This window comes from Oceaniferula marina (assembly GCF_013391475.1).
In the GTDB taxonomy this organism is placed as follows: domain Bacteria; phylum Verrucomicrobiota; class Verrucomicrobiia; order Verrucomicrobiales; family Akkermansiaceae; genus Oceaniferula; species Oceaniferula marina.
In genome coordinates this window covers 484696-507923 of record NZ_JACBAZ010000003.1, presented here as the reverse complement: position 1 = coordinate 507923, position 23228 = coordinate 484696, and the positions used below count along the sequence as shown (strand labels likewise).

The 23228-nt window shown below is 52.5% G+C and carries 15 protein-coding genes; 12 read left to right on the top strand and 3 right to left on the bottom strand.

Translation table 11 applies throughout. The features are described from left to right. Positions 1 to 68: 68 nt before the first annotated feature. From HW115_RS09875 to pyrC, 9 genes are all read left to right on the top strand, one after another. The gene (locus HW115_RS09875) at positions 69 to 3203 is read left to right on the top strand and encodes an endo-alpha-N-acetylgalactosaminidase family protein (RefSeq protein WP_178932456.1); all 3135 of its coding nucleotides are present in this window, start codon (positions 69 to 71) and stop codon (positions 3201 to 3203) included. 107 nt (positions 3204 to 3310) lie between these two features. Further along, positions 3311 to 5494, top strand: a complete 2184-nt coding sequence (gene gnpA / locus HW115_RS09870; RefSeq protein WP_178932455.1) for a 1,3-beta-galactosyl-N-acetylhexosamine phosphorylase — start codon at positions 3311 to 3313, stop codon at positions 5492 to 5494. Positions 5495 to 5593: 99 nt separating this feature from the next. Further along, a complete protein-coding gene (locus HW115_RS09865) occupies positions 5594 to 7402 on the top strand; it encodes an MFS transporter (RefSeq protein WP_178932454.1) in 1809 nt (602 codons plus the stop codon). Positions 7403 to 7802: 400 nt separating this feature from the next. Continuing rightward, positions 7803 to 9482, top strand: a complete 1680-nt coding sequence (locus HW115_RS20070) for a PEP-CTERM sorting domain-containing protein (protein WP_178932453.1) — start codon at positions 7803 to 7805, stop codon at positions 9480 to 9482. Between the two features lie 137 nt (positions 9483 to 9619). Next, on the top strand, positions 9620 to 10222 hold the full coding sequence (locus HW115_RS09855) for a hypothetical protein (protein ID WP_178932452.1): 603 nt from the start codon (positions 9620 to 9622) through the stop codon (positions 10220 to 10222). Between the two features lie 73 nt (positions 10223 to 10295). Then, positions 10296 to 10619 carry a hypothetical protein gene (locus HW115_RS09850; RefSeq protein WP_178932451.1) on the top strand — a complete coding sequence of 108 codons (324 nt, stop codon included), beginning with the start codon at positions 10296 to 10298 and terminating at the stop codon, positions 10617 to 10619. 389 nt (positions 10620 to 11008) lie between these two features. Next, positions 11009 to 11401, top strand: a complete 393-nt coding sequence (locus HW115_RS09845) for a hypothetical protein (protein WP_178932450.1) — start codon at positions 11009 to 11011, stop codon at positions 11399 to 11401. 84 nt (positions 11402 to 11485) lie between these two features. Continuing rightward, positions 11486 to 12490 carry a hypothetical protein gene (locus tag HW115_RS09840; RefSeq protein WP_178932449.1) on the top strand — a complete coding sequence of 335 codons (1005 nt, stop codon included), beginning with the start codon at positions 11486 to 11488 and terminating at the stop codon, positions 12488 to 12490. A gap of 64 nt (positions 12491 to 12554) precedes the next feature. Continuing rightward, complete coding sequence (gene pyrC / locus HW115_RS09835) at positions 12555 to 13565, top strand: dihydroorotase (protein ID WP_178932448.1); 1011 nt, start codon at positions 12555 to 12557, stop codon at positions 13563 to 13565. A 48-nt stretch (positions 13566 to 13613) separates the two neighbouring features. Here the strand turns inward: pyrC and HW115_RS09830 are convergent, their stop codons facing one another. Continuing rightward, on the bottom strand, positions 13614 to 15824 hold the full coding sequence (locus HW115_RS09830; protein ID WP_178932447.1) for a hypothetical protein: 2211 nt from the start codon (positions 15822 to 15824) through the stop codon (positions 13614 to 13616). Positions 15825 to 16030: 206 nt separating this feature from the next. Here HW115_RS09830 and HW115_RS09825 point away from each other — a divergent pair, with 206 nt between their 5' ends. The 3 genes from HW115_RS09825 (at position 16031) to HW115_RS09815 (ending at position 19583) form a co-directional block, all read left to right on the top strand. Beyond that, on the top strand, positions 16031 to 18976 hold the full coding sequence (locus HW115_RS09825) for an endo-alpha-N-acetylgalactosaminidase family protein (RefSeq protein ID WP_178932446.1): 2946 nt from the start codon (positions 16031 to 16033) through the stop codon (positions 18974 to 18976). A gap of 104 nt (positions 18977 to 19080) precedes the next feature. Beyond that, entirely contained in the window at positions 19081 to 19323 is a 243-nt protein-coding gene (locus tag HW115_RS09820) for a type II toxin-antitoxin system Phd/YefM family antitoxin (RefSeq protein WP_178932445.1), read from the top strand. Continuing rightward, complete coding sequence (locus HW115_RS09815; protein ID WP_178932444.1) at positions 19320 to 19583, top strand: Txe/YoeB family addiction module toxin; 264 nt, start codon at positions 19320 to 19322, stop codon at positions 19581 to 19583. Before HW115_RS09820 ends, HW115_RS09815 begins: the two co-directional genes overlap by 4 nt. Positions 19584 to 19853: 270 nt before the next feature. On the opposite strand, the gene HW115_RS09810 is transcribed toward HW115_RS09815, so the two are convergent. Together HW115_RS09810 and HW115_RS09805 are read right to left on the bottom strand one after the other, a co-directional pair. After that, entirely contained in the window at positions 19854 to 20360 is a 507-nt protein-coding gene (locus HW115_RS09810) for a hypothetical protein (protein WP_178932443.1), read from the bottom strand. Between the two features lie 158 nt (positions 20361 to 20518). Beyond that, positions 20519 to 23062, bottom strand: coding sequence for an alkaline phosphatase D family protein (locus HW115_RS09805; protein ID WP_178932442.1), 2544 nt, complete (start codon positions 23060 to 23062; stop codon positions 20519 to 20521). Positions 23063 to 23228: the final 166 nt, after the last annotated feature.

The following is a 23228-nucleotide window of genomic DNA, read 5'->3' as shown; positions in this document are numbered from 1 at the left end:
TTCACAACCATCCATGATGGATCACAAAATTTCATTTATCTTAACCTTAACCAACACACACAAATCTTATGAACAAGAACAAGCCTAAAAAGCAACATGTGCTCTCCATCGGTCTGCTTGCCGCAAGCAGCCTCTTGGGGACCATCACCCACGCCGCCGCCGGAGAACCCATTACGCTCAAATCTGCGGATCTTGAAGTCCTGCTCGACCAGAACTTCCCTCAGGTCATCTCTTACTCACATTTAAAAACAGGTGCTCAGATTCACGGACAATCCGAGAAACTCACTCAGTTTCTCTTGAATGAGAAACTCTACACCGCCAAGGTTAATTTGGTTAAGGGGGCCAGCTCAGACAAACTCGCAACTTACAAGCTAACCTTCCCTGATGCTGATAACCTCAGCATGGATGCGCAAATCTCGCTGGATGGTTCCATCCTCACCTTTAAGCTCAAAAACATCAAAGAGGGCAAAGGTTTCAAACTTACTTCTGTAGAAATTCCTAACCACGGAATGATTTCTGTTCATAGTAAGCAAGCAGGGGCGGAAGTATCATCTGCTATTATTCATACAGATCAATCAAAGAAGAAGGATACATTTTTAAAAGTAACACCTCAAGTCAAGGAGGAGAAACGCTCAGCCGCTTATGCTATTGTGAATACCAATAAGCTTGCGGCTACTTTGGTGAACAACTCTGCCTATGATATCGATAAAGATGATCGCCACGCAGCACCCAATGCTAACGACGCAGCGATTGACAAGGACTATAAAGGACCTGTCGATAAAGCTATTAAATTAGGAAACGGCCGTGTGCGTATAGCGGTCGACAATAAAGAGAATCGTGGCAACGCAAGCTTGAGCTCGGGGCAGTGGACCTATCGTGCGCTGAACTCTAAGGTCACAACCGATGAACTCTGGACCAAAGTGATCATCACAGGAGACCGCAATGGAGACCAGCAAATTGACTGGCAGGATGGCGCGATCGCTTTCCGCGATATCATGGATGTGCACGATAAAAAGGGACTGACTCCTAAGCGTGTCGCCCAGCGCATCGCCTTCAACTTCGGAAGCCATGCCGGCGAACCCTTCCTCCGCACACTCGACAACGTCAAGCGTGTTCACTACGCCACCGACGGCCTCGGCCAGTTTGTCGTCCTCAAGGGCTACCAGTCCGAGGGACACGACAGCGCCCATCCGGATTACGCTGGCAACGTCGGTATCCGCCAGGGCGGCGTCGATGAGCTCAACTTCCTCATCGATACATCCGCAAAGTGGGGTGCTGAGATTGGTGTGCATATCAACTGCCAAGAGGCATATCCCGAAGCCAAAACGTTTGAGGACGCCATGGTCTTTAAGGACCGCCGGGGTTGGGACTGGATCGACTTTTCCTACATCATGAATCATCGCTGGGATATTACCTCCGGCGCTTTCGAAAAGCGTATTTCTGATATGAAGAAAGAGCTTCCAGGTCTCGACTTTATCTACATGGATGTCTACTGGGGTGATGGCTGGCTCGCACAGGAGATGGCACGTATTTTAGATCGTAATGATATAGGGATTACCACAGAGTTTCCATCCATGCTTGAGCATGCCTCCACTTGGTCTCACTGGTCCACAGACGTGACTTACGGGCCGAATACGCGCCGGGGAATCAATAGCCATATCATTCGCTTTATCCGTAACCACGAGAAAGATACCTACCTCCGCCACCCACTGATTGGCCACGCCGAGCTAGGCGACTTTGAAACCTGGCAGGGACGTACCGACTTTAATCAGTTCCTCGGAAAGCTCTACTCAGCTGCCCTACCTAGCAAGTACCTCCAGCACCACCAAATCCTGAAGTGGACAGAAGACGAGGTTCAGCTCAGCGGCGATGTCAAAATCACCAAAGATGGTGACAAGCCACGTCAGATCTTCAAAAAGGGACTCAAAGTGCTCGATGGTGGTACCTACCTGCTTCCATGGGATCCGACCAAGGAGACCAAGCTCTATCACTGGAGCCCTGAAGGAGGCAAGTCCACATGGGAAATTCCAGCCAGCTGGAAGACCAAGACGGTTAAACTCTACGAACTCAGCCACACTGGCCGCACGCTCGTAGCCGACCTTCCGGTCGCCGACGGTAAGATCACCATCGAAGCCAAGGCCAAGACTCCTTACGTCGTTTATCAGACTGAGGCTCCTGCTCTGCCAAAACCCAACTGGGGTGAAGGCCAGCCGATCAAGGACCCTGGATTCTGGGACAGCTCACTCGCCAACTGGAAGGTTGAAGCTGAAAAAGATGTCGTTTCCGTCGAAACAGACGACCACGTGCGCACCGCTCTGGTTTACAAAGCGAGTAAAAAGCCAGCCACCGTTTCCCAGACCATCGCTCTCGAGCCTGGCACCTACAGTGCCTCCGTATGGGTCGAAGTAGACAAAAAAGGCCGTAAGGCATCGCTGACCGCCACTCCTGAAGGTGGAGACGCGTCCACCACGTGGACGGATAGCTCGCCTCTCGAAAACACGGTGAAAAACAGCCACTGGAACCGCACCCGCACCCAGATCATGCGCACCGTCTTCGATGTGCCGGCCGGAAAGGATAAGGTCACTCTCGCCCTGAAAGTCGATGCTGGTGACTCCCGCGTCATGTTCGATAACATCCGGGTCCAGAAAACCGTTCGCAGCGAAAAAGAAGGATACGACTACTATCAGAACTTCGAAAACATCGATGAAGGATGGTTCCCATTCGTCAAAGGCCCTGCCGGTGGCGTGGAAGACCCTCGCACCCACCTGTCCGAGCTCAATGCTCCTTACACCAACAAGGGGTGGAACGACCAGAAGATCGATGACACCCTCGGTGGCAACTGGTCACTGAAGTGCCACCGTGAGCGCTCCTCAGGTAAAAAGGGCGACACTGTCCTGCTTTACCGCACGATTCCTCAGTCCCTGCGCTTCGAGTCTGGTAAGAAGTATGAAGTTTCCTTTGACTATCAGAACGTCTATAGCGGCGAGTATGAGTTTGTCATCGGAGCAGATGAAAAAGGTGAAAGCAAGGAGCTGAAAACGCTTCCTCTCAATGAAGCGCATGAGACCAAGCGATTCACCGTGACGCTTGAGCCAAAAGAAGGACAGGACCTCTGGATTGGTGTGAACCGGATCAAGAGTGAATCCAAGCACAAGGATGTCGACTTCGTTCTCGATAACCTTGGCGTCAAAACGCTGAAGTAATCCTGCTATCATTCCTCAGCGGGGGCGTACATGTATCACAAGTTCGCCCCCGCTCTTTTCTTTCCTGATTTCATTCTGAAATAAAACATTCTAACCAACTAATTTCTATGTCGAATCCATCCACAGGCCGGGTCACCTTGCCCGCAGAAACCGGTGCAGAAGACACCGTCGTCGAAATGTTTGATCGCTGGGGCGCGGACTATATCCGCGACAGTGACGGCACCGCCCTTTCTCCTCAAATTCTGGAGATGGGTTATCAGATTTATTCCACGGTCTGCATCGTCCGTGCCGACCAAGAGTATCCGCGTGCCAACCCAAAGTCGCTGCACCAGAAATTCCTGATCTCGGATGCGGTTACAGCCACGTCGGACAGCGTCGAGATCGACCCGCTGGCGACCCTCTGCCGCGATAAATACGAACTTGATTTCGATAACGATCCAAAACGCTGGTGGCAGGTCATCGACCGCACCACCGGTGAGATCGTGCCCGCGGAAAAGTGGTCCGTGGATAACGAAAGCGGTATCGTTACCGTGACCGGCATCGCCCCATGGCACTCATACACGGTCAATGTCCTTGTCTATCTGACCTGGGACACGACATCGATGTACAACCACATCCAAAACAACTGGACGACCCCGAAGGTGATCAGCGTGGACCCCTATCATCAGGAAACCTGGGACCACCTGATGGGATTCTTCGACAGTTGGATCGACAGCCACAAGGACACCGACGTCGTCCGCCTGACGACCTTCGCTTACCACTTCTGTGTCGACTCCGATGAGAATGCGGTGGACAAGTTCCGTGACTGGACCGGTTATCAGGACACCATCAGTATCCCAGCGCTCGAGGACTTCGAGAAACGCTTCGGCTACGCACTCACTGCTGAGGACTTTGTCGATGACGGGTATTACAATGCGACCTACCGTGTGCCGACCAAGGCCTACCGCGACTGGATGACTTTCATTCAGGACTTCACCGTCAAATTCGGTAAAGAACTGGTGAAAAAAGTGCATGCCGCCGGTAAAAAAGCCGCCATTTTCTGGGGAGACCACTGGATTGGTGCCGAGTTCTATCACCCATCTTATCAAGAGATCGGCATCGATATCAACATTGGTGCGGTCGAGGATGGCGTCGCTTTGCGCCGCCTTTCCGACACCCCGGGTAAGCTGGAAAAGGAAATCCGCCTCTACCCGTATTTCTTCCCGGATGTCTTCCGCGAAGGGGGGGACCCAGCCGGAGAATCCATTTCCAACTGGGCGAAGATTCGCCGCGCGATGCTGCGGATGCCTGTCGATCGCATCGGTTACGGCGGTTACCTCTCGCTGGCCGCTAAATTCCCGGACTTTGTGCAAAGCGTTGAGACCATCTGTAACGAATTTCGCGAAATCCGCGACGGTACCGATGGGGAGCTTTCCCAGCGCCTGCCGCTGAAAGTTGCCGTGCTCAACTGCTGGGGTAACCTGCGAGCATGGATCAATTACACCAATCCGCACCAGAAGTTCCTCGACAAGCGCCCGGACGTCACCGTCATTGCCGGCTCAAACATGCTGGAGTGCCTTTCCGGCCTGCCGGTCGATGTTACCTTTATCAGTTTCGATGAAATCCGCGAGAACGGCATCCCTGCCGATATCGATGTGATCATCAACGACGGCACCGGCGACACTGCCTGGACCGGTGGACGTGAGTGGGCCGACCCGGCCATCATCGGACCGGTTCGTGAGTGGGTCGCCAACGGTGGCGGGTTCCTCGGCATCACCGACCCGGCTGGCCACCAGCACAACGGACGCTACCTTCAGCTCGAAGACGTGCTTGGCGTGCAGAAGGAAACCGGGCAAAGCTGCATGGTCGCCGCCCGTAAGGCAAACACCCCGGACAGCCACTTCATCACCGATGGCATTTCTGAGGACATCCAGCTCGGCGCTGGCATGAGTTTTGTTTACCCGGCGTCCAGCGACGCCGACGTCATCTCGACATCGGAAAAAGGACACGTCCAGCTGGCCGCGAATGCGTTCGCCAATGGCCGCGGCGTGTATCTCTCGGAGCTTCCTTACGATCTCGAGAACTCCCGCTTGCTGCTGCGCGCCATTGCTTGGGCAGCCGGCAAGGAGACTTCGCTTGATACCTTGATCTGCGACAACCCGAACACCGACTGCGCTTATTACGCAGCAACGGGAAAAATTGCTGTAGCCAACCATACGGATGAGCCTCAAACCACCACCTTTAGCGATGCCAAAGGTGTGCAACACAGCGTTGAGCTCAAGCCGTACGAAATGACTTGGGTTAGCGCCTAGATCATGCATGACTTCTAGGGCGATTGCTTGGCGCATGCCTCGCAATCGCCCTATCACTTCACCCAACATCAACCAATTTCAAACAACCTAACTCGGATTATGAGTTCCCAAACATCGTCAAAACTCGGCTCCAACGCGTCAAAACCCGCGTGGTATCTTCCCTTTCTCATCCTGATCTCCGGCATGGGCGGCCTGCTCGCCGGCGTGGACTTCGGCATCATTTCAGGTGCTCTGCTTTATCTGGATAAAACCATCACGATGACCGAGGCCGAGCAGGGGCTGATGGTTGCGATTTATTTCGTCGGCGGCTTGCTTGCCGCTCTGTTTGCCGGTGGTTTGGCCGAATTGATCGGCCGCAAAAAGGGGATGATTGCTGCCGGTTTAATCTTCATCACCAGTATTCTGCTCATTTACACCTCATCGGGCTTTTACTCCCTGTTGGTTGGCCGTGTGCTGATGGGGCTTTCCGGCGGATTGATCTGTGTGATTGTCCCGCTCTTCATGGCCGAGTGTTTGCCTTCCTATATCCGCGGGCGAGGAACCTCTGCTTTCGGACTGATGTTGGTGGCCGGTCTTCCCGTTGCCGGCGGGGTTGCGAAGTACTTCACTGGAATTCGTGACAAAGCTGTGGACGTCGCAGCAGGTAATCCGGACTTGATCTTTAAAGCCGACGACGAAGCCTGGCGCATGATGTTTCTGGTGGCTTCCGTGCCCGGGATCCTGTTCACCATCGGTGCTCTGTTTCTGAAAGAATCACCACGCTGGTTATACAGACGCGGACGCAAGGAAGAGGCACTCGACGTGCTGCGCCTCTCCCGTAGCGAAGAGCAAGCCCAGCTCGAAATCAGCGAAATGGGAGAACATGACGGCAAAAGCGATGATTCGACAGAAGCCGGCGAAAGCAAGGCATCCGGTTCGTTGCTGCAGCGCAAATACGTTGTCCCCTTCATTATTGCCTGCGTGATCCTCGCCTGCACCCAAGCGACCGGCGTCAACACCATCATCGCCTACGCCGCCAAAATCCTCCAGGGTGCCGGACTCGACGAGGGTGATGCCACCAGCAAGCTGATCATCATCACCTCTATTAACGTCGCCTTCACCTTTCTCGGTACGATTCTGGTGGACAAAGTCGGCCGCAAGATTTTGCTCAGCATCGGTACCGGCGGTCTCATCTTTTGTCTGGTTGCTGCCGGCATGCTGTTCAGCCAGTTTGAGACGAAGCGGGTGGATGCCAGCGAACTCGTCCAGGCCGGTCTCGCTGAAGACGGCAAAAGCCTGAAGGTGAACCTTGAAGACCCAGCCTTTGACCAACTCATCGGCAATGTCCCCGGCCAGCTCAACGTGGTTTACAAATTTATAGACAGTGAGGGCAAAGAGGCAAAGCCCGTGGTGGCTACCGCCTTCTCCAATGCAAATGAGTCTGCCGGTCGGGTCCTCACCATCGAACCGCCCAGTGAGACGCGCTGGGTTGATGTCGATGGCAAGAAAGTCGAGAAAACCATCGTTAAGGATGTGGAGAAGCTCGAAATCAGCCGGGCATATTACGGCCCGATTGCCAGCGGGAACACCGGCCTCTGGATCACTATCATCCTCAGTGCTTTCATGGCATTCTTCGCCGTTGGCCCCGGCGTCTGTGTCTGGCTCGCACTCACCGAACTCATGCCGACCCGTATCCGTTCGATCGGTATGGGTGTCGCCATGGTGCTTAACAATGGTGTCCAGTTCCTTAGTGCCTTCCTGTTCCCCGCCGTGGTCGGCCAATATGGCTTCTACGCCATGTTCTACGTCTGGGGTGGCTTCACCGTGATTTACTTCATCACCGCCGCCTTCTTCCTACCCGAAACCAAAGGCAAAACCCTCGAAGAAATCGAAGACCACTTCGAAGGGAAAACCAAGGCAAAGGCGTGATCCAGCCCTCGTGAGATCATCTGATTAGAAATTCAGATATAGCAAAACATCTCATCCAAACCCAGTCTGAAACGAGCCATAACGGCCGTATCTGACTGGGTTTTTTATGCCCTCAAAATCTGGCAGGCCTTAACCATACCCCGTGACACATTATGACCTCTGCCGACCTAACCGAAATAATATGAACGGGCAAGCTGCGAGAGAATAGTTCTTGACTATGCTCTCCAGTGTGTGACTAGCTATCATTCTAATGAGAAGTCATTTCCAACTATCCTCCCAAACCAATAGAGCAGCCCGACTGTTTCAGTCGACCCTAGCTCCACACTTTTGTAGGACATCCAGAAGCGCATTGACGATCGGCTTAGCACTCGTTTCGCAAAGCGCTTTCGCACAAACCGAAGTGAGTGGAGATTTTAGCAGCGTCGCCAACAGTTTTTTTACAAATCCGGCCGACCCTACTGTTACAGCAATTAACTTAACCGTCACAAGCCCCGGAGGAAATGAACTAGCATTCATCGACGACATCGACTCCGAGGCAGAGCCACAGCAGCGTTTGTGGACGAACGTAACTTGGGGCAGCAATGTGGGACGTATTGGTACCACGCTTTTTGACCTCCTCAACGGACCTAACAAACTTACACTAAGCACGTTGACCATCGAAGACATGGACCTGGATCCGCAAACTACTCAGTTCGACTTTCATGGAACTAATACGGAGCTGGTACTCAACAATGCCTCGGTGAAGCTAAGCAACCAACCCGTATTCAGAGTCACCTCACAACTGTCACTGCGGTCAGAAGGAACCGGCACCAGCAGCATCATAAAACTCACTGGGGACCAAAACTCACCAACCACCATCGATGTTGCCAGTGGGACAACCCTCCGCTTTTTTGAATCAGGTAGTTTGGTTGATGGCCTTGCAGACTCAGCCCGGGCCAATTTCAATCAATCCAATAGCGCTGTTGTCAACGGCACGCTCAATATTGATCAGTCTTATGTTATTTTCAATACCGGCCCCAGTCAGGAAATGCGTGTCAATAGCGGTGGCGAGCTCTCCCTCATTGGCTCACAGAGCGTTTTGGAAACCGGTGACCTCCGGGTTGTTGGCGGAACCGTTAACCTCGGAGTTGGCGGTGCCCGCTTGGCAACCAACGACTTCACCCTCACAGGTGCCACAGTTAATATCGGCGCGTCTTCCACCGTAGAGAGCTCAGGTGCTAGCGTAGCTACAGGAACAAACACCATTACCCTCGGGGACAACGCACGCTATTCGACGGATCTACTTGGCACAGCTGGTGGTAATATAACAATCTCCGGAACCGGGACCGTATCCACCCAGCGATTAGCATTTATTCAAGCGGGTGACCAAATCAACGTCACTGAATCGGCAAAACTCGAGGTCACCTCTGGTGCCGGCACCCCCCAATTACTGGAAAGAGGCTCCATCGACATCGGTGTGAATGCTCTAGTTGACATACAAGCAGGTGCTGCAGTCGTGGCAGCATCAAGCACCATCCGCAACGACGGAGGACTATTGGTTTCAGGCCGGCTTGAGCCGACGGGAACAATCACCGGTGATGGTTATATCCGGGTTCAGCCATTCGGCCAACTGGGTGTCTTCGGAGGGAACGGCACGGAGACCTTTACGACATCCAATGACGTCTTCATGGAAGGTCTCTCGACGTTTCAAACACTCTTGAGGCCAGACTTGCAAGAATCACAACTCATGATCACTACCGGCAACTTCGAAATCAGCCCAATCGGTGCTTATTTGGACCCCGTTATAACAAGCAGCGTTGATACCCCACTGGCAGACGGTACAAAATTTGCGCTCATTGACTATATGGATGGTGACAGCTGGGGCGGCTTCTTCCTCAGAGATGACAACAGCTCTATCCTCGAAGGTGACTTGATCACCGAGGGTATAAACACCTTCCGCCTGTCGTACCAAGATGCCGACTACAGCCCCGGTACCTCTAGCATCATCACATTGACAGTGATTCCTGAACCGAGCACGGGAATCCTCGCCAGCCTAGGCTTATTAGGAGGCACTTTGCTCCGGCGCAGAAAAAGTAATTGATTGCGCGTTATTCTCAGAGATCGGCTGATGAAACCCATCCTCTCTGTTTTGCGGCTGGATATCCTCGAGCTTAGCACAAATTGAGCCGTTTCCTTGACAGACCGTTTAACCACACATATATGTCGAAGATGTACTCTATGAAAACTATCAACAAAACCATCATTCTGGCCTTCATCGGCGCGTCATCCTGCATGTTCACCTCCTGTGTTGTCGAACCCGGTGCCAATGGTAACCTAACCTACGACCCCGCGGCCTATGCACCGGCTAATAACTATGCCGCTGACCAACAGGCCGCCTACCGCATGGGCTACGGTCATGGTCGCTCCGATGGCCAAACAAATAAATCACAAAATTTCCGCCGTTACAGCTATGAATACAATCCCTCGACTCAATATAAATTCAGCGCAGGGTATCGTGCCGGTTACACCAACTACACCCGCAACAATGTACACGGTAACCACCCACAGGGGTACGGGCGCATGACTGCCACCGTCGGTCAGCGTCAGGTTCAGATCATGCAAAATGGCCGGGTCGTCTCAACCTTACGCACCGCCTCACCCAACATTGAATCCCATCACTTCACCTCCGGTCAATCTCAAATGGTCGTGAAGTCTCGTGGAAACCATGGCCCCGCGACGGTCGAGCTGTTTGACACTCGGACAGGCGTCCTGCGCGACAAAGTCCTCGCCTATGCGATTAAAAACGGCCAACCCTCCTGGGCACGCGGAATGCAAGATTGATCAATCTAAAGAACGAAATGGAACAACAAGGATTAATAGGGATTAAATACCTCATTCACACTAAAATAAAACCATGACTAAATTATTCATTCCGCTTCTGGCTCTTGGCTTGTCTTTCGCTACCTCGTCCTGCGTGGCGCCTCCCCCCGAAAATGCGACGGCGCCTTCTTCGACTGAAGTCTCAACACAGGCGAATATGAGCCCCGCCCCTGAACTCCGCACTATGCCTAACGGTGATATTGAGATTGTTTTCCAAGGTGGATGCATCTGCACTTTCGACCAAAACGGCAATCTGAAAAACGGCGGACGATCCTGTGATGATCTCGATCTCCATCGCGCACGCAAGGCAGTCAAGGCGCACCTCGCTGAGAAACGCGCCAACTTCAGCGATGTATGATGGCGACTTCCTACCCGAAACCAAAGGCAAAACCCTCGAAGAAATCGAAGACCATTTCGAAGGGAAAACCAAGGCGAAAGCGTAATACACATCGCAAGCCGCATTCTGCGGCGCAACATTCCCCAAGCCCCGCCCGTCCACCCCAGGATCGGCGGGGTTTTTTTATCCTAAATGCTGCAGAAGATGGAATCGATTGATAGAGTCGTCTTGTTATTGTCTTGTCAAGCGGAGGGGATAGAGGATATGCATGCATTAGAAACTCTGATGCATTCCTTTAGTTGAAGTCGTTCGTATATCAAAAATCACGAACTTGCCTTCGTCATGGTTGTCACTTCAGGGAAACCCCGCTTGAAGCAATGAAATTCTAACATTCAAAGAAAAATAACATCATGAAACGTAGAACAATTCTTTATTCGCTATTATCACTTCTTGCTATCTCTACCTGTGCTTACGCATTAGAAGGTAAAGTGAGCGGCAAAAAAGGCTGGGTCAAATCTCCAGGATCCACATCCCATTTAGTGGCATGTAAACCTGGTGAACGATTTACAGTCACTGTCTCTTCAGACAAAAAAACCAATGTCTCTATTGTTTACACGACCCTTGCTCAGGGGCGTAGGGCCGAAAATTTAAAATCAAGCAGCAAAAATAAAACGCGCCACACATTGAGTTTTACAGCGCCCACATCGAAACCGAGCAACAATATGAAATATTGGAATTATAAGATCAGCGTATCGCCCGGCAGCAGTATCTTACAAACCAACTATACCATTTCCATACGCTAACTCCTCCCTCATCCCCCACAGGGGGTGAGCAAATCAACACATTATACCATTGGCTCCCCTCACCGAACCATGGACACTCCCCATATGCACTTAGATAACATCCTTAGCTCCATCGACCAAGCGCGCACCACCGACCTCTTCAATCAAATGGTTGATGAGAGCCCTGATGCGCAAGGGAGCAATGAATTTCTCTTCTTTATCAAGCCTGAGTTACTTTTAGACACGCCTGGGCTGGATACGCGCCAAATCATGGCAATGATATTCGAGAAAATCACAGCCTTTGATTTGACGGTGAAAAATGCTCGAGTCCTCTCTGCTGGCTATCTCTCAAAGCATGGCATCATTGCCCAGCATTATGGTGTGATCAACCAAATCGCCCGTGATGTTCAAACCGCGGCATCCGATGGAGCGAAACAAACATTCGAATCCATCTTCGGAGAACCTTTCTCATCAGCACCCGTTCTGGGAGGTCTCGAAATCATCGCACGCTTCCCTGAATTATCAGCGGTCTCATTGGACTATCTGTGGCAAAACACCAAAGCCGAAAAACTCGCCGGAGGAACCTACGCAAGCTCCATCACGCTTGACGGTGAAGCGATCTATCTGGTCAACGGGTTCCATCCGAGGCAGTTGGAGCATTTCACCCAACCCGGACGTTGCATTGTCGCTCTCACACTCACCGGAGACATCAGCTGGAAAGAAGCCCGCCAATCATTGATTGGAGCCACCGCTCCTGACGCCGCTCAAACAGGTAGCATCAGGCGAACGCTTCTCGATAACATGGAAGCCTACGGCTTGAAGGCTGTCAATTCCAGCTGGAACGGAGTCCACCTCTCAGCGGGGCCAATTGAAGCTCTCACCGAGTTGATTCGTTATCAGTCTGACTTTGAACAACAAAACATCCTTACGGCCGAAGACTTTTCTTTTGGAAGAGACTTAGTCGAAACGTTCGGCGCGGAAAAAACGGCCTCGATATTAGCCAATCCCAATGTGGAAACTGCTGATGGAGCCATCTCTGTCTTTGACTTGACCGAAGAAAAAAACACAGCTGAAGCACTCGAACTCTTGCAAGACTCGTTCTCAGCTTAACCCTGCCCATCCCGTAATCACGCTCCGCACTTGACGGCTCGGACAATCTAGGCGAAGTAGCGGCATGGAAATCACGCTACGCGCACCTTTGGATATGCACCTTCATCTTCGCGATGCGGAGATGATGCAATTGGTCACTCCTTTAACGACCGAAACCTTTTCGGGAGCGGTGATTATGCCCAATTTGGTGCCACCTGTGACCAGCCTTGAGATGTTACAAGCCTATAAGCAACGTATCATGGCGAATACGGAGGGGCACGCCTTTGACCCGTATATGGTGCTCTTCTTTAAGGATTATACGGAAGCAGAACTAGCCGCAGCCAAAGATCATATGATCGGAATGAAACTGTATCCTGCGGGCGCGACGACGAATAGCGAAGCGGGGGTGGCTCAAATTGATTCCGTGGAGCATGTATTCAAAATGATGGAGGAGATGGAGATTCCATTGATGGTCCATGGTGAGACCCATGGCTTTGTCATGGATCGTGAATCCGAGTTTCTTTCCATTTACGAACATATCGCTACCAAGTTTCCCAAGCTCAAGATCACGATGGAGCATATCACGACGGCGAAGGCCGTGAGCCTCCTGGACCGTTATGAGAATCTACGTGCCACGGTCACACTCCAGCACCTCATCATCACTCTGGATGATGTCGCCGGTGGGCTGCTCAACCCCCATTTGTTTTGCAAGCCGATTGCGAAGCGACCCGAAGACCGCGAGGCATTATTGGATGCTGCACTCAGGGCTCACCCGAAATTGATGTTTGGTTCCGATTCCGCACCCCACCCGATCTCCAAGAAAGAATGTTGTGGTTGTGCGGCTGGTGTCTTCACTGCCCCTCTCGCTGTCGCTCGACTGGCCCAGTTGTTTGATCAACATGGCGCGCTGGAAAACCTTCAAGACTTTATCTCCGAGAATGCCCAGCGGCAGTATGGTGTGAAACCTGCCGAGAAAATGGTGACCGTTACGAAAACCCCATTCGAAATACCTCAAGCATATGAGGGGCACGGCCATCGCGTGGTTCCCATGCATGCTGGGGAGACGCTGGACTGGAAGGTGACTTCCATTACTTAAGCTCGACAGCCATCCCGCGGTGTGGATTCAAGTTGAGACGGCTGATTTCTACCTCAAGAGGACGTACATCGCATCCTGAGGAAAATCGAAGCGGCCTTGAGTTAGAGGAATATCTCGAACAGGCATACCGTTCATGTCGAGCACGGTGGCCTTGCGGAGTCCTGTGTTGCGAACCCGTAACTGGACCATCGCGTTACGCACCTGCCAGGGAGGGCCACCGTAGTCGATGATCTCCCGGCCATCGATTGTCTGGCCGCCGCCAGCAGCTTTGATTTGTACCGGTTGGGTCTTCCAGCCGCTGGGCCGGGCAAGGGTGCCAACCTGAACCAGAAGTTTTCCCGATTGTTGGATCGCTTTGCCGTCCATGGAAACAAGCATCACGGTGGCATGTCGGTTTTTGCATAGGATATCGACATCGGTCAGGTGTATGGGTGCTGCATTCGGCCCGAAGTGTCCGGTTACGCCTTGGCAGCGGGCGGCATTCACCGTGCATTGCCGAGTGGTGGTATCGAGTGAAACTTCCCCAGTTAGACTCTGGATGCGGCCACCTTTGACGTGCCGGGCAATATTGGAGACCCGTGTGTGTTTTTCAGGAGAACCGTAGTGCACTTCGACCGGTCCCATAAAAAAGGCTGCAGGATCAACGCCGTTCTTCACCGAGGATCCAGCTGCGATATCTCCGGCATCCCGGTTGGGGTCAAATCCTGATGTTTCAGCGATGACCGGGGTTCGGCCATTCCAGATGGACGTCAACGCGCGGTGTTCACTGACTGCGGGCTTTGCGCGGCGGACATAATCGAGGCGGAACGACAGTGCGGCGGCGGGGAACTGCCCGGCCATCTCGGGTGTGGAAAAAATCCATTTCCCCTGTGACGGGAGGTAGCCGTTGGCTGATTGGGGAGGCGTCCATTCATCCGTCCCGGTGGCAAACCAGTAGTAGGCATCGACTCCGGTCAGGCTACTGTAAACACTGACGAGGAAGGGAGCCTCGGCAGCATATTCGTTAGGGAACACCCAGGCGCTTTCAGTCACCAGCATGGGGTGGCCGTGGACTTGTTTGAGATTGAGTGGAAACTTGCGGTGTGCACCGGCGGTCACCGATTCACTGGTGTAGCGATCTCCTTTTACGATGGCCCAGCCACGGTGTTTTCCTTGGTGGATCCCGCCAAAGTATCGGTTGCAGGCGAGCACTTCGTTTGCGGTGTAGCTGTAACGCTCGGCATCGTTGAGTAGGATGTCATCGGCCGTCTTCCAGTTGCCGGCGTTGATCAGTACGGGGCAGTTGAGATCCTCGCGGACAAACCTGGCCATTGATACGTGAAAGCTGTGCATGGTTTCGGTTAAAAACTGCAATTGATCGTTGAGTCGAGGGGTTCGTTTGGCTCCTTTTCTTTGGGCGTCGCTGGTCAGGTGCCAGACGAGTTGCAGGTCGAGCACGCCCGCATCGAGAGCATCTCCCTTGAGCGAGCCACCGCCCCAGGTGGTGATGGCCTTGTTGAGTGAGCCGTATTTTGTGGAGGCCCAGGTGGCAAATTGTTTACCAATCATCTGTTTGGCCGGGCCGTCGAGATTTTGCACGGTCCAAAAGAGCAAGCTGTCTTCATTCTGAATCTGGAAGATCGCCAGCGCGGGTTCTTCGGCCAGGGTTTTTCCCCCCAGATGTGGAGTGCGGGTAGTGAAGAGAACACGCAGCCATTCCTTGTAGGCGGCCTGCAGTGTGGGGTTAAAAAAGAGCAAGCCGTGATGGTTGCCGTTCCAGGAGGTGCCCCAGTGCGGATCGTCACTTTTCATACTGTTGGCCCAATAGGGGGATACCGTGGTGTAGATGCCCTGTTGTTTCATGGCAGCGACGGTGCGCCAGATCCACTCGACTTCAGCCATATTGGCATCGGAGATCTTGGCGTGGGGGTGTTTGTTGAGGTCCGGGTTGATGTGGCTGTGACAGCGGACCATATTGACACCGCGCTTTGCCAACCAGCGGGCGTGATGGTGGAGGTCTGGCGCTTGTTGTGACCAGCGAGGGCGGGCCACGAAGGGTAAATCGCGCGCCACACCTGTATTGACTGCCCAGAAGCGAACCGATTGACCGTTGCCTAGTGCGAAATCGCCGTCGGCTGTCACTTGAACCCAGCCTTTTTCTCCTGCCGTGCGCTCGTTGAGCTCACGTAAATCCAGTAGGGAGTCAGAAGAAAAAGCATCACGTTCAGGAGCGAAATTCCAATGCTGCGCCTGCAGTGGGTGGGTAGTGTGCTGGAGCATGAGGCATACAAGCCAATAAAATGCTTTGGAAAATCTCATAACATCAGCATGATACAAGCGCTGTCATCACACAATCGAAAACGTATAGTTGCAGCTAAAACCATCCATTACCCTGCGTGGCGGGGCTTTTTTTGTCAAACAGGCATAAATTTAGCCGCCATGCTTATCGCTTGATAATATACGTTCATCGACGAATATCTGTGGCGATGAGAACCCACTTCTTGAAGTCGATTGTATTTTCTAGCTCCGCCGGTTTCCTTCTGAGTGCTTTCCCCCTCAGTGCCAAGTCCGAGACCATCGAATCCGATCAGTTGAATGTGCAGATTGACGCTGCCTTTCCGCGGGTGATCGACTACACATGGAAGGAGAGCAAAGCGGTTCTTTATGGCCAGGAAGCCGCATTGAGCGAGGTGAAGATCAACGGGGAAGCGCACACTCCGAAAGTGAGTTTCCGCAAAATGGGCAGCGACAAGGCCCGATATCAATTGGATTTCGCCAAACTCAAGCTCAGCATGAGCGTGGACCTCAGTGTTGCCGGCAATGTGTTGCAGTGGAAGGTCTCTGATATGGATGAAAAGGGGGCGTTCAAGGTGAAGAGTATTGAGTTTCCCAATCATGCCCTCGTTTCCATCCAAAGCAACCAAAGCGATGCGGCACTTGCCACAGCCCTGACAACCGGCAACTGGAACAAAATCACCGAAGAGTTCACCACCCTTGCGGATAAAGCTGTCGATAAAGCCCCGGTCAAGCAAAGCTATGCGGTCATCAACACCGGTCAGCTTGCGGCCAGCATCGATAACAATGTCATCCAGTATGAGCGGGTCCGGGCACAGACGACGGCGAGCGGCGATCAAAAAAGGTATTCAATCTGGAATGGTGTCTGGACGTATCGTGAAATTGATACCGAGACGCTTGCGCTTCCTTGGTCGAAAGTGTTCATCACAGCGGATGAAAATGGGGACGGCACCGTCAACTGGCAGGACGGCGCGATTGCTTACCGGAAGAACATGCCCGAGCCGGTGGGATCCGATGACATTCGCAGCTCGATTTCGTATATCAGTTTCAATGGTGGCAGTGTGGCGATAGCGCCCTTTTTGCGTGCCTTGGAAGATGCCAAGCAGCTGAACTTGATGCTTGATGGCTTCGGACAGATGATCCAGCTCAAAGGATACCAATCGGAAGGGCATGACGCCGCGCACCCGGACTGTGCCGGTAATTACAACCGTCGTGCAGGGGGACTCAATGACCTCTCGGTGTTTCTGAAACATGCTCCGAAGTACAATATCAAACCCGGTGTGCACATTAACGTGTCGGAATCCTATCCTGAGGCGAAAAACTTCAGCGACACTATCCTTAGGGTGCCATACCAAGGTGGGTGGTCATGGTATGACAGCGCTCTGAAAATGGACTACCGCAAAGACATCCTTTCCGGCAGCCTGGATGCCCGTCTTGACCAGATGAATGAAGAGCTCCCGGGACTTTCATGGGTGTATGTGGATGTGTATGGCGATCACTACGGGAATGATTTCTGGGCTGCCCACAAATTAGGCAGCAAACTGAATGACAACGGTTGGATGGTCGCCACCGAATATTTCGGACCGATGGAGCGGCAGTTACTTTGGGCTCACCACCTCTACGCGGTTCCCGATACCAAGCTGATTCGCTTCATAAAAAACCATGTCGCTGATATTTTCAAACAGCACCCACTCCTGAAAGGAGCAAAGGCCTTTGGCGTGGGCGGATGGGAAAACAATTACAACTTTAACAAAGTGGTGGATGCCTTCTTCACAACCAATCTACCGACCAAGTACATGCAGCATTTCCCGATCACCAGGATGACGGACAAACGCATCGATTTCGAGGGTAAGGTGCATGTTGAAGATTCCAACGGTTGGAAACTTTACCGGGACGGCGTACTTCTCAGCGATGGTTACAGCATGTTCATTCCATGGGACCCCGTGAAGGAAGATAAAATCTACTACCGTAGCACCAGCACCGAAACCCGAACCTGGGAGCTTCCCGAGAGCTGGAAAAACAATAAAACGCTCAAGCTCTACCAACTCACGCGTTTGGGTCGTAAGTTTGTCCAAGATCTCTCCGTGGTTGATGGTAAGGTAGGTATTCTGGCCGAGCCCAATACGCCGTATGTTCTTTATCCGGCAGCAGCTCCTGCCCAGAATGTCATCTGGGGTGAGGGTGGACATGTGAAAGACCCGGGCTTCAGTAGTGAAACCTTTGATTCGTGGACGAAGCAGCAAAGCGAGGGAAGCACGGGAGAGGCCAAGATTGTGGTGGATGCCCATGCCAACGCGATGCTGAGTTTGGACTCCGGCAAATCGGGTGATGCCAAAGCGGTCGGCGTTTCCCAGACGATCAGCGGGTTAAAATCCGGGACGACCTACACCGCCTCTGTCTGGGTGAAGGTGACCGGAGGACGTAAGGCCTCGATCGGGGTGAACGCCCCGGGACAAAAAATGCTGAGTAACTGGGTGGACCGGACCGACCACGTTCGTTCCGAAGGTCGCTTGAAGTATAAAGGTACGACCTTCCAGCGCCTTGCCGTTGAATTTGATGCCCCCAAAGGGGGAGGGAAGGTGAATCTCATGCTTTGGGCCGAGCAGGGTGACGCGGGATCATCTGCACGGTTCGACGATGTTCGGATCATTGAGCTTCAAGGGAAAACCGACCGTAAAAACGCATTGGTTTTTGAGGACTTTGAACATGTGGATGAGCAATGGGGGCCGTTTGTTGCCGCGAATGGAACCGATCATACTCACCTCTCCGAGCTGAATCCGGGGAAAACCAAAGATACCATCAACGGAAATTTTTCTTTGAAAAACCTCAACGAAGGAAAAACCGGTGAGATTTACCGCACGCTTCAGTCGACGCTCAAACTAAAACCAAACACGGAATACACGATCCGCTTCGAATACCTTAATGAGAATGCGGAAGGACGGTTCATAGCCGCCAAAAGCAAGGATGGAGGCGAGGCTGCCACCACCCTCAACAAAGCTATCCCCAAGGGCAAAGGCACCTTCACCGCCACGTTCAAAACAGGCAAGCACAGCGACTACTACCTCACATTGGGGACGGACAAAAAAAGCGGCAAACTCTTTGTTATCGATGATTTCCTAGTCAAAGAAGCCCAGTAATAGCATTGGAGAGGCTGAAGTCATCGGAATGGCGGTATTCGTTAAGCCTTATTGGGCAAAAGAATCAGCTTGCGAAAACGAACGTTATAGCGCACGCTTCACCCATGAGGACAATTACAGCGACATCAGCACGCTCAGATCTATATAGAATCATAGATTCAGCACAGTCTACGCATGAGCCTATTCAGATCACGGGCAAGCGCGGCAATGCTGTTTTGGTCGCCGAGGATGATTGGCGAGCCATTCAAGAGACTATTTATCTGCTTGGGATTCCGGGAATGAGAGATTCAATCATTCAGGGGATGGCCGAGAATATTGATGATTGTTCAGAGGAGATCGATCTGTGAGTTATAAGCTGGTTTATACGCGTCAGTCCAAAAAGGACGCTAAAAAACTTAAGGGCACTCACATGGCGAAGAAAGCTAAGGAACTGCTTGAGGTTATAGCCGAAGACCCATTTGCTGACCCTCCGCCTTTTGAGCCGCTAGTGGGGGATCTTAAGGGGGCGTATTCTCGACGTATCAATATTCAGCATCGACTGGTCTACTCGGTTGATGAGAATGAAGGGGTTATCAGAGTTTTGAGGCTCTGGACACACTACGAATAAAAGAAAGCCAGCAAGACGTTGAGCCTCTATGAGGGTTGACCGATGAAAAGTGTTTTTGGGGGATGTTTTTTGAATGGTGATTACATGCCTTTACTTAGAAGAAAGTGGTTCACAAATGCGGCCACCGAGAATGAGCCACGATAAACTCGTGGGAGGTGTCCAGTATGAGTGAGACTCTCACTGGAGTTCCTTCAATGTGACTCTAACAGTGTAGATATCGAGCGATTACGAGCACTTTGCAATCTACACCTTAATGCCACGGCTTTTCCATTATCGAGACTTATAAATAGTAGCCTCCCCCTTTGCATTCAGAACAATACGGGTACCTTTGGTAAGGTTCACAATCCGACCGCCAGCAACCCTTATCGTTGTGCCTTGCCCTACAGTTCCATCGTAAACTTTCCCAGCCGAATTAAACTTCACCATAGTCCCAGCCTGAAATAGTCTAAGGGAGGTGTATCCTGGAACTTGGAAATGTGTATTCATAGCCAAAACCCCCTCAACAACCTTCCCTTTCGCATCGAATTTCACCATGGTCCCAGCTTTAAAAAGAAAGGGTGCTGTGTAGGCATTGCCAGTAACCAGTAGGTGCATATTTCGCAACAACACTCCTTGTGTAGCTTTTCCATTTTTATTTAAAACCACTTTACCCTCAACAAAATCAACCACTGTTTTGGACCCCGCAATCGCATGACGTGCACTTTTCGCAGCATATGAATTAAAGCTGAAGAGCAACGAAGCGATGAAAACTACTATTAGTATTTGATGCTTTTTCATAAGGTTGGTAATTTTATTTAACAATTCTCTTTTGGGATATCATTATAGCTTGGTTTAAGCAATAGAAAAACTGAGGATGGCCGGCTCTGCTCTGGACGCCCCCGCAGCAGCGGCAACCTGCCGCATTCAACAACCACGAAGGTCTTTCTCAAACAGGACTACTCAGCATCAAAATCATTTTCGCCAAGGTTGATGGTCTCTTGCTTGGCTCCTGTTTTTACCGATAAAACCGCCCATTCCTTGGTGTCTGGCTCACCGACTTTGACCGTATATTCACCTTCAGCAAAAACGCCCGGAGTGAATTTGTTACCATTGATCCGCAGAGCATACACCAGCTCTCCTGATTTTTTCTCAATGACCTTCACCACCGGATTGGTTTTCTCTGAGAAAATTTCAGGTAAATAGGCAACCGGGTTGCGTCCATAATTGGATTGCTGGCTCACCGTGACCGGCCATCCTTCGTAGGGCTCTCCTTTACCAACGGTTGCGTAGCGCGGCCAGTTTGCCATCTCGATGTTGCGCGTCTTTTGGTTGAAGCGGATGATGCCATAGCCCGGCACGCGGTCGTGCAGTAGCTCCGGTTTGTGTCCGCTTTCTTTGCCTGGGTTGGCCACAGCATACATGCTGACTTTATTCCCCCATGAATCATGGTGGTCGCCGGCCCACTCCGGTTGGCCGGGTTTGCGGTTCATGCCTGCCTTGATCGGTTTCCACGAACGTGGGAAATAGTTAGCAATCGATGGCACGCAGATGCTCCAGCCGCTATCGCCAAATTCATCCACGCCATGGTGGGCGGTGGTGGCAAGGTGCTGGTCGCCGCCAATCATGAGCGTGTATCCCTTGCGCAATGAGCGTAGGGCCTCGTTTCTGCCGGCTACCGGCCAGCCGTTTGTGTCCTTGTCTTGTTCGATGCTGCCGTCTTTATTGCGCCAGGTGTGGAGCTGGGCGAAAATCGTAGCGGTCAGCGAGGCTTTCATTGCGGCACCATCACTCCAGTCGCCAACCCATTCGTTAAGGAATTTCATTTGGCGGCCTCCGAGAAGCACTAACTTGCTTTTGTCTCCGGATTTCACTTCGTCGGAATCCGGGCCGGTTTTAAACTTGCGGTCTTCGATGATGGCAAAACTCATGGGCCCCCAGTTGAGTCCGGTGTAATAAACGCCGATGCCTTGTTCGACCGGTGTTGGGTCATAGGGGTCGGGAAGGTTGTCTGTCTGGGTGCGTTCCACCATCTTGACGAACTCTGCCGGATAGACGTAGCCTCCGTCGTTTTGCCGCTTGGCAGCGCGGCCTCCCTGGCCCCAGAAATTACCTTGGAACACGTCGTGATCATCGGGGATGGAGACGGTTGGGATATCACAGGTCAGATCGCGGAAAGCCCAGACGTAGAGATACCACTTGTAGAGGTAGTCGAGTTCGGCGGCGGCCCGATCCGGGAACGAGGGGCTGGCGGCTTCATACACCTGATCGCCGGAAAAGAAGAGCAGGTCTGGGTTTTGTGCGCTAATGCTGTCGACCAGGTCTGCATGTGGGAACCATGATCCTTCGATCCAGCTTCCTTTGCGCCCCTTGTTGTGGCGCGGCCCTGCGGCAATTTGTTTGCAGAAGTTGTGGTTCCCGGTGAAAGCGGCAACGGCGAACTCTTCCTTCTCGCGTGGGTTACGACGGATGGTGCCACCCCATGCTTGTTCGTCCGAGGCTGGCATGGGGGCCGTGACGCGGTAGGGAACATCCTGGGTGTCGTCCCAGTTCTCAACACGGAACAGGGCGGTGAACGAGACGGGATCGATGTCCGTCGTTGCGATCTTTTGCCACTTACCGTCCTTTTTGACTTCGAGGATGGCACCTTTCAGCCGTTTGGCGGGCAGTGGTACCATCTGTGCGTTGATTTTGAGAATGCGTCGGCTCACGGTGTATTGCGTTCCGGCCACCGGACCGAAGCTGCGATCGGTGTGTGCCTTCAAGCCTTCACCTTTACCCGCCCAGTTGTCGAACCAGAACCGGGCATAGTCTTTGTTTTTGCCTCCTGGGTTGGCGACCAGGGCGAGGTTGCCGAGTATGCGTTCTTCGGGCACCTCACCGGATACGGTGGAGGATTGTTTTCCATCGGCTGACTTGGCAGTGACTTCGATTTTCCAAGTGCCATTGGATTGTTTTGTGGCGGAGCAGCTCAGCTTGACCGTTCCACTGCTCAGTTTTGGCTGTGCTTTGCTTTGTGCGAGTGGCTTGAGATCGTCGTAGCCATACACCCCGAGTTCGTTGTCGTGGATAAAGACGCGGCCTTGTAGATCCACTCCGGTAAAGAGTCCGGCACCGGGGCCAGGGACTTGATGCACGATGGAGGCTGCACGGTAGTCCATTTTTCCTCTGCCTGCTCCGATCAGGAATCCGGCGGCACCACCTGTCGCTTGGGTGGTCTCTTGGTCCAGACGGCCGAGGTCGACGTTTAATTCGATGCTGCCGTTGGCGGCTTCGACGTCGTGGCTCAACAGATGCAGGGTGCGCATCGGCAGGTTACGGTTCGGAGTGCATTCGACCCGGTTTTGATGAACGTTCCAGTCCTGGAGTCGGTTGGCCCAGGTGCTAGGGCCTGTCCATTGTTGGTCTGGGGTTTGATCCCAGTCCAGTTTGAAATCAGGGCTGGCGGTGGATGATGCTGTCAGTGCGATGACGGCGCTTATGGTGGTGATCAGATGGTTCATGCTGTTGTGTGTTGGTCGCTGGGTGGAACGTGGCTCGCTGGTAAAAAAGGGACTTGGTATGCTTGATGCCAAGAATGCAGTTAGGTTGGTGATTCCGATATGGCACAGATCAATGAAGCAATAACAGGCTCGGGTTCAGGACAATCATCTGTCAATGAACAAAACA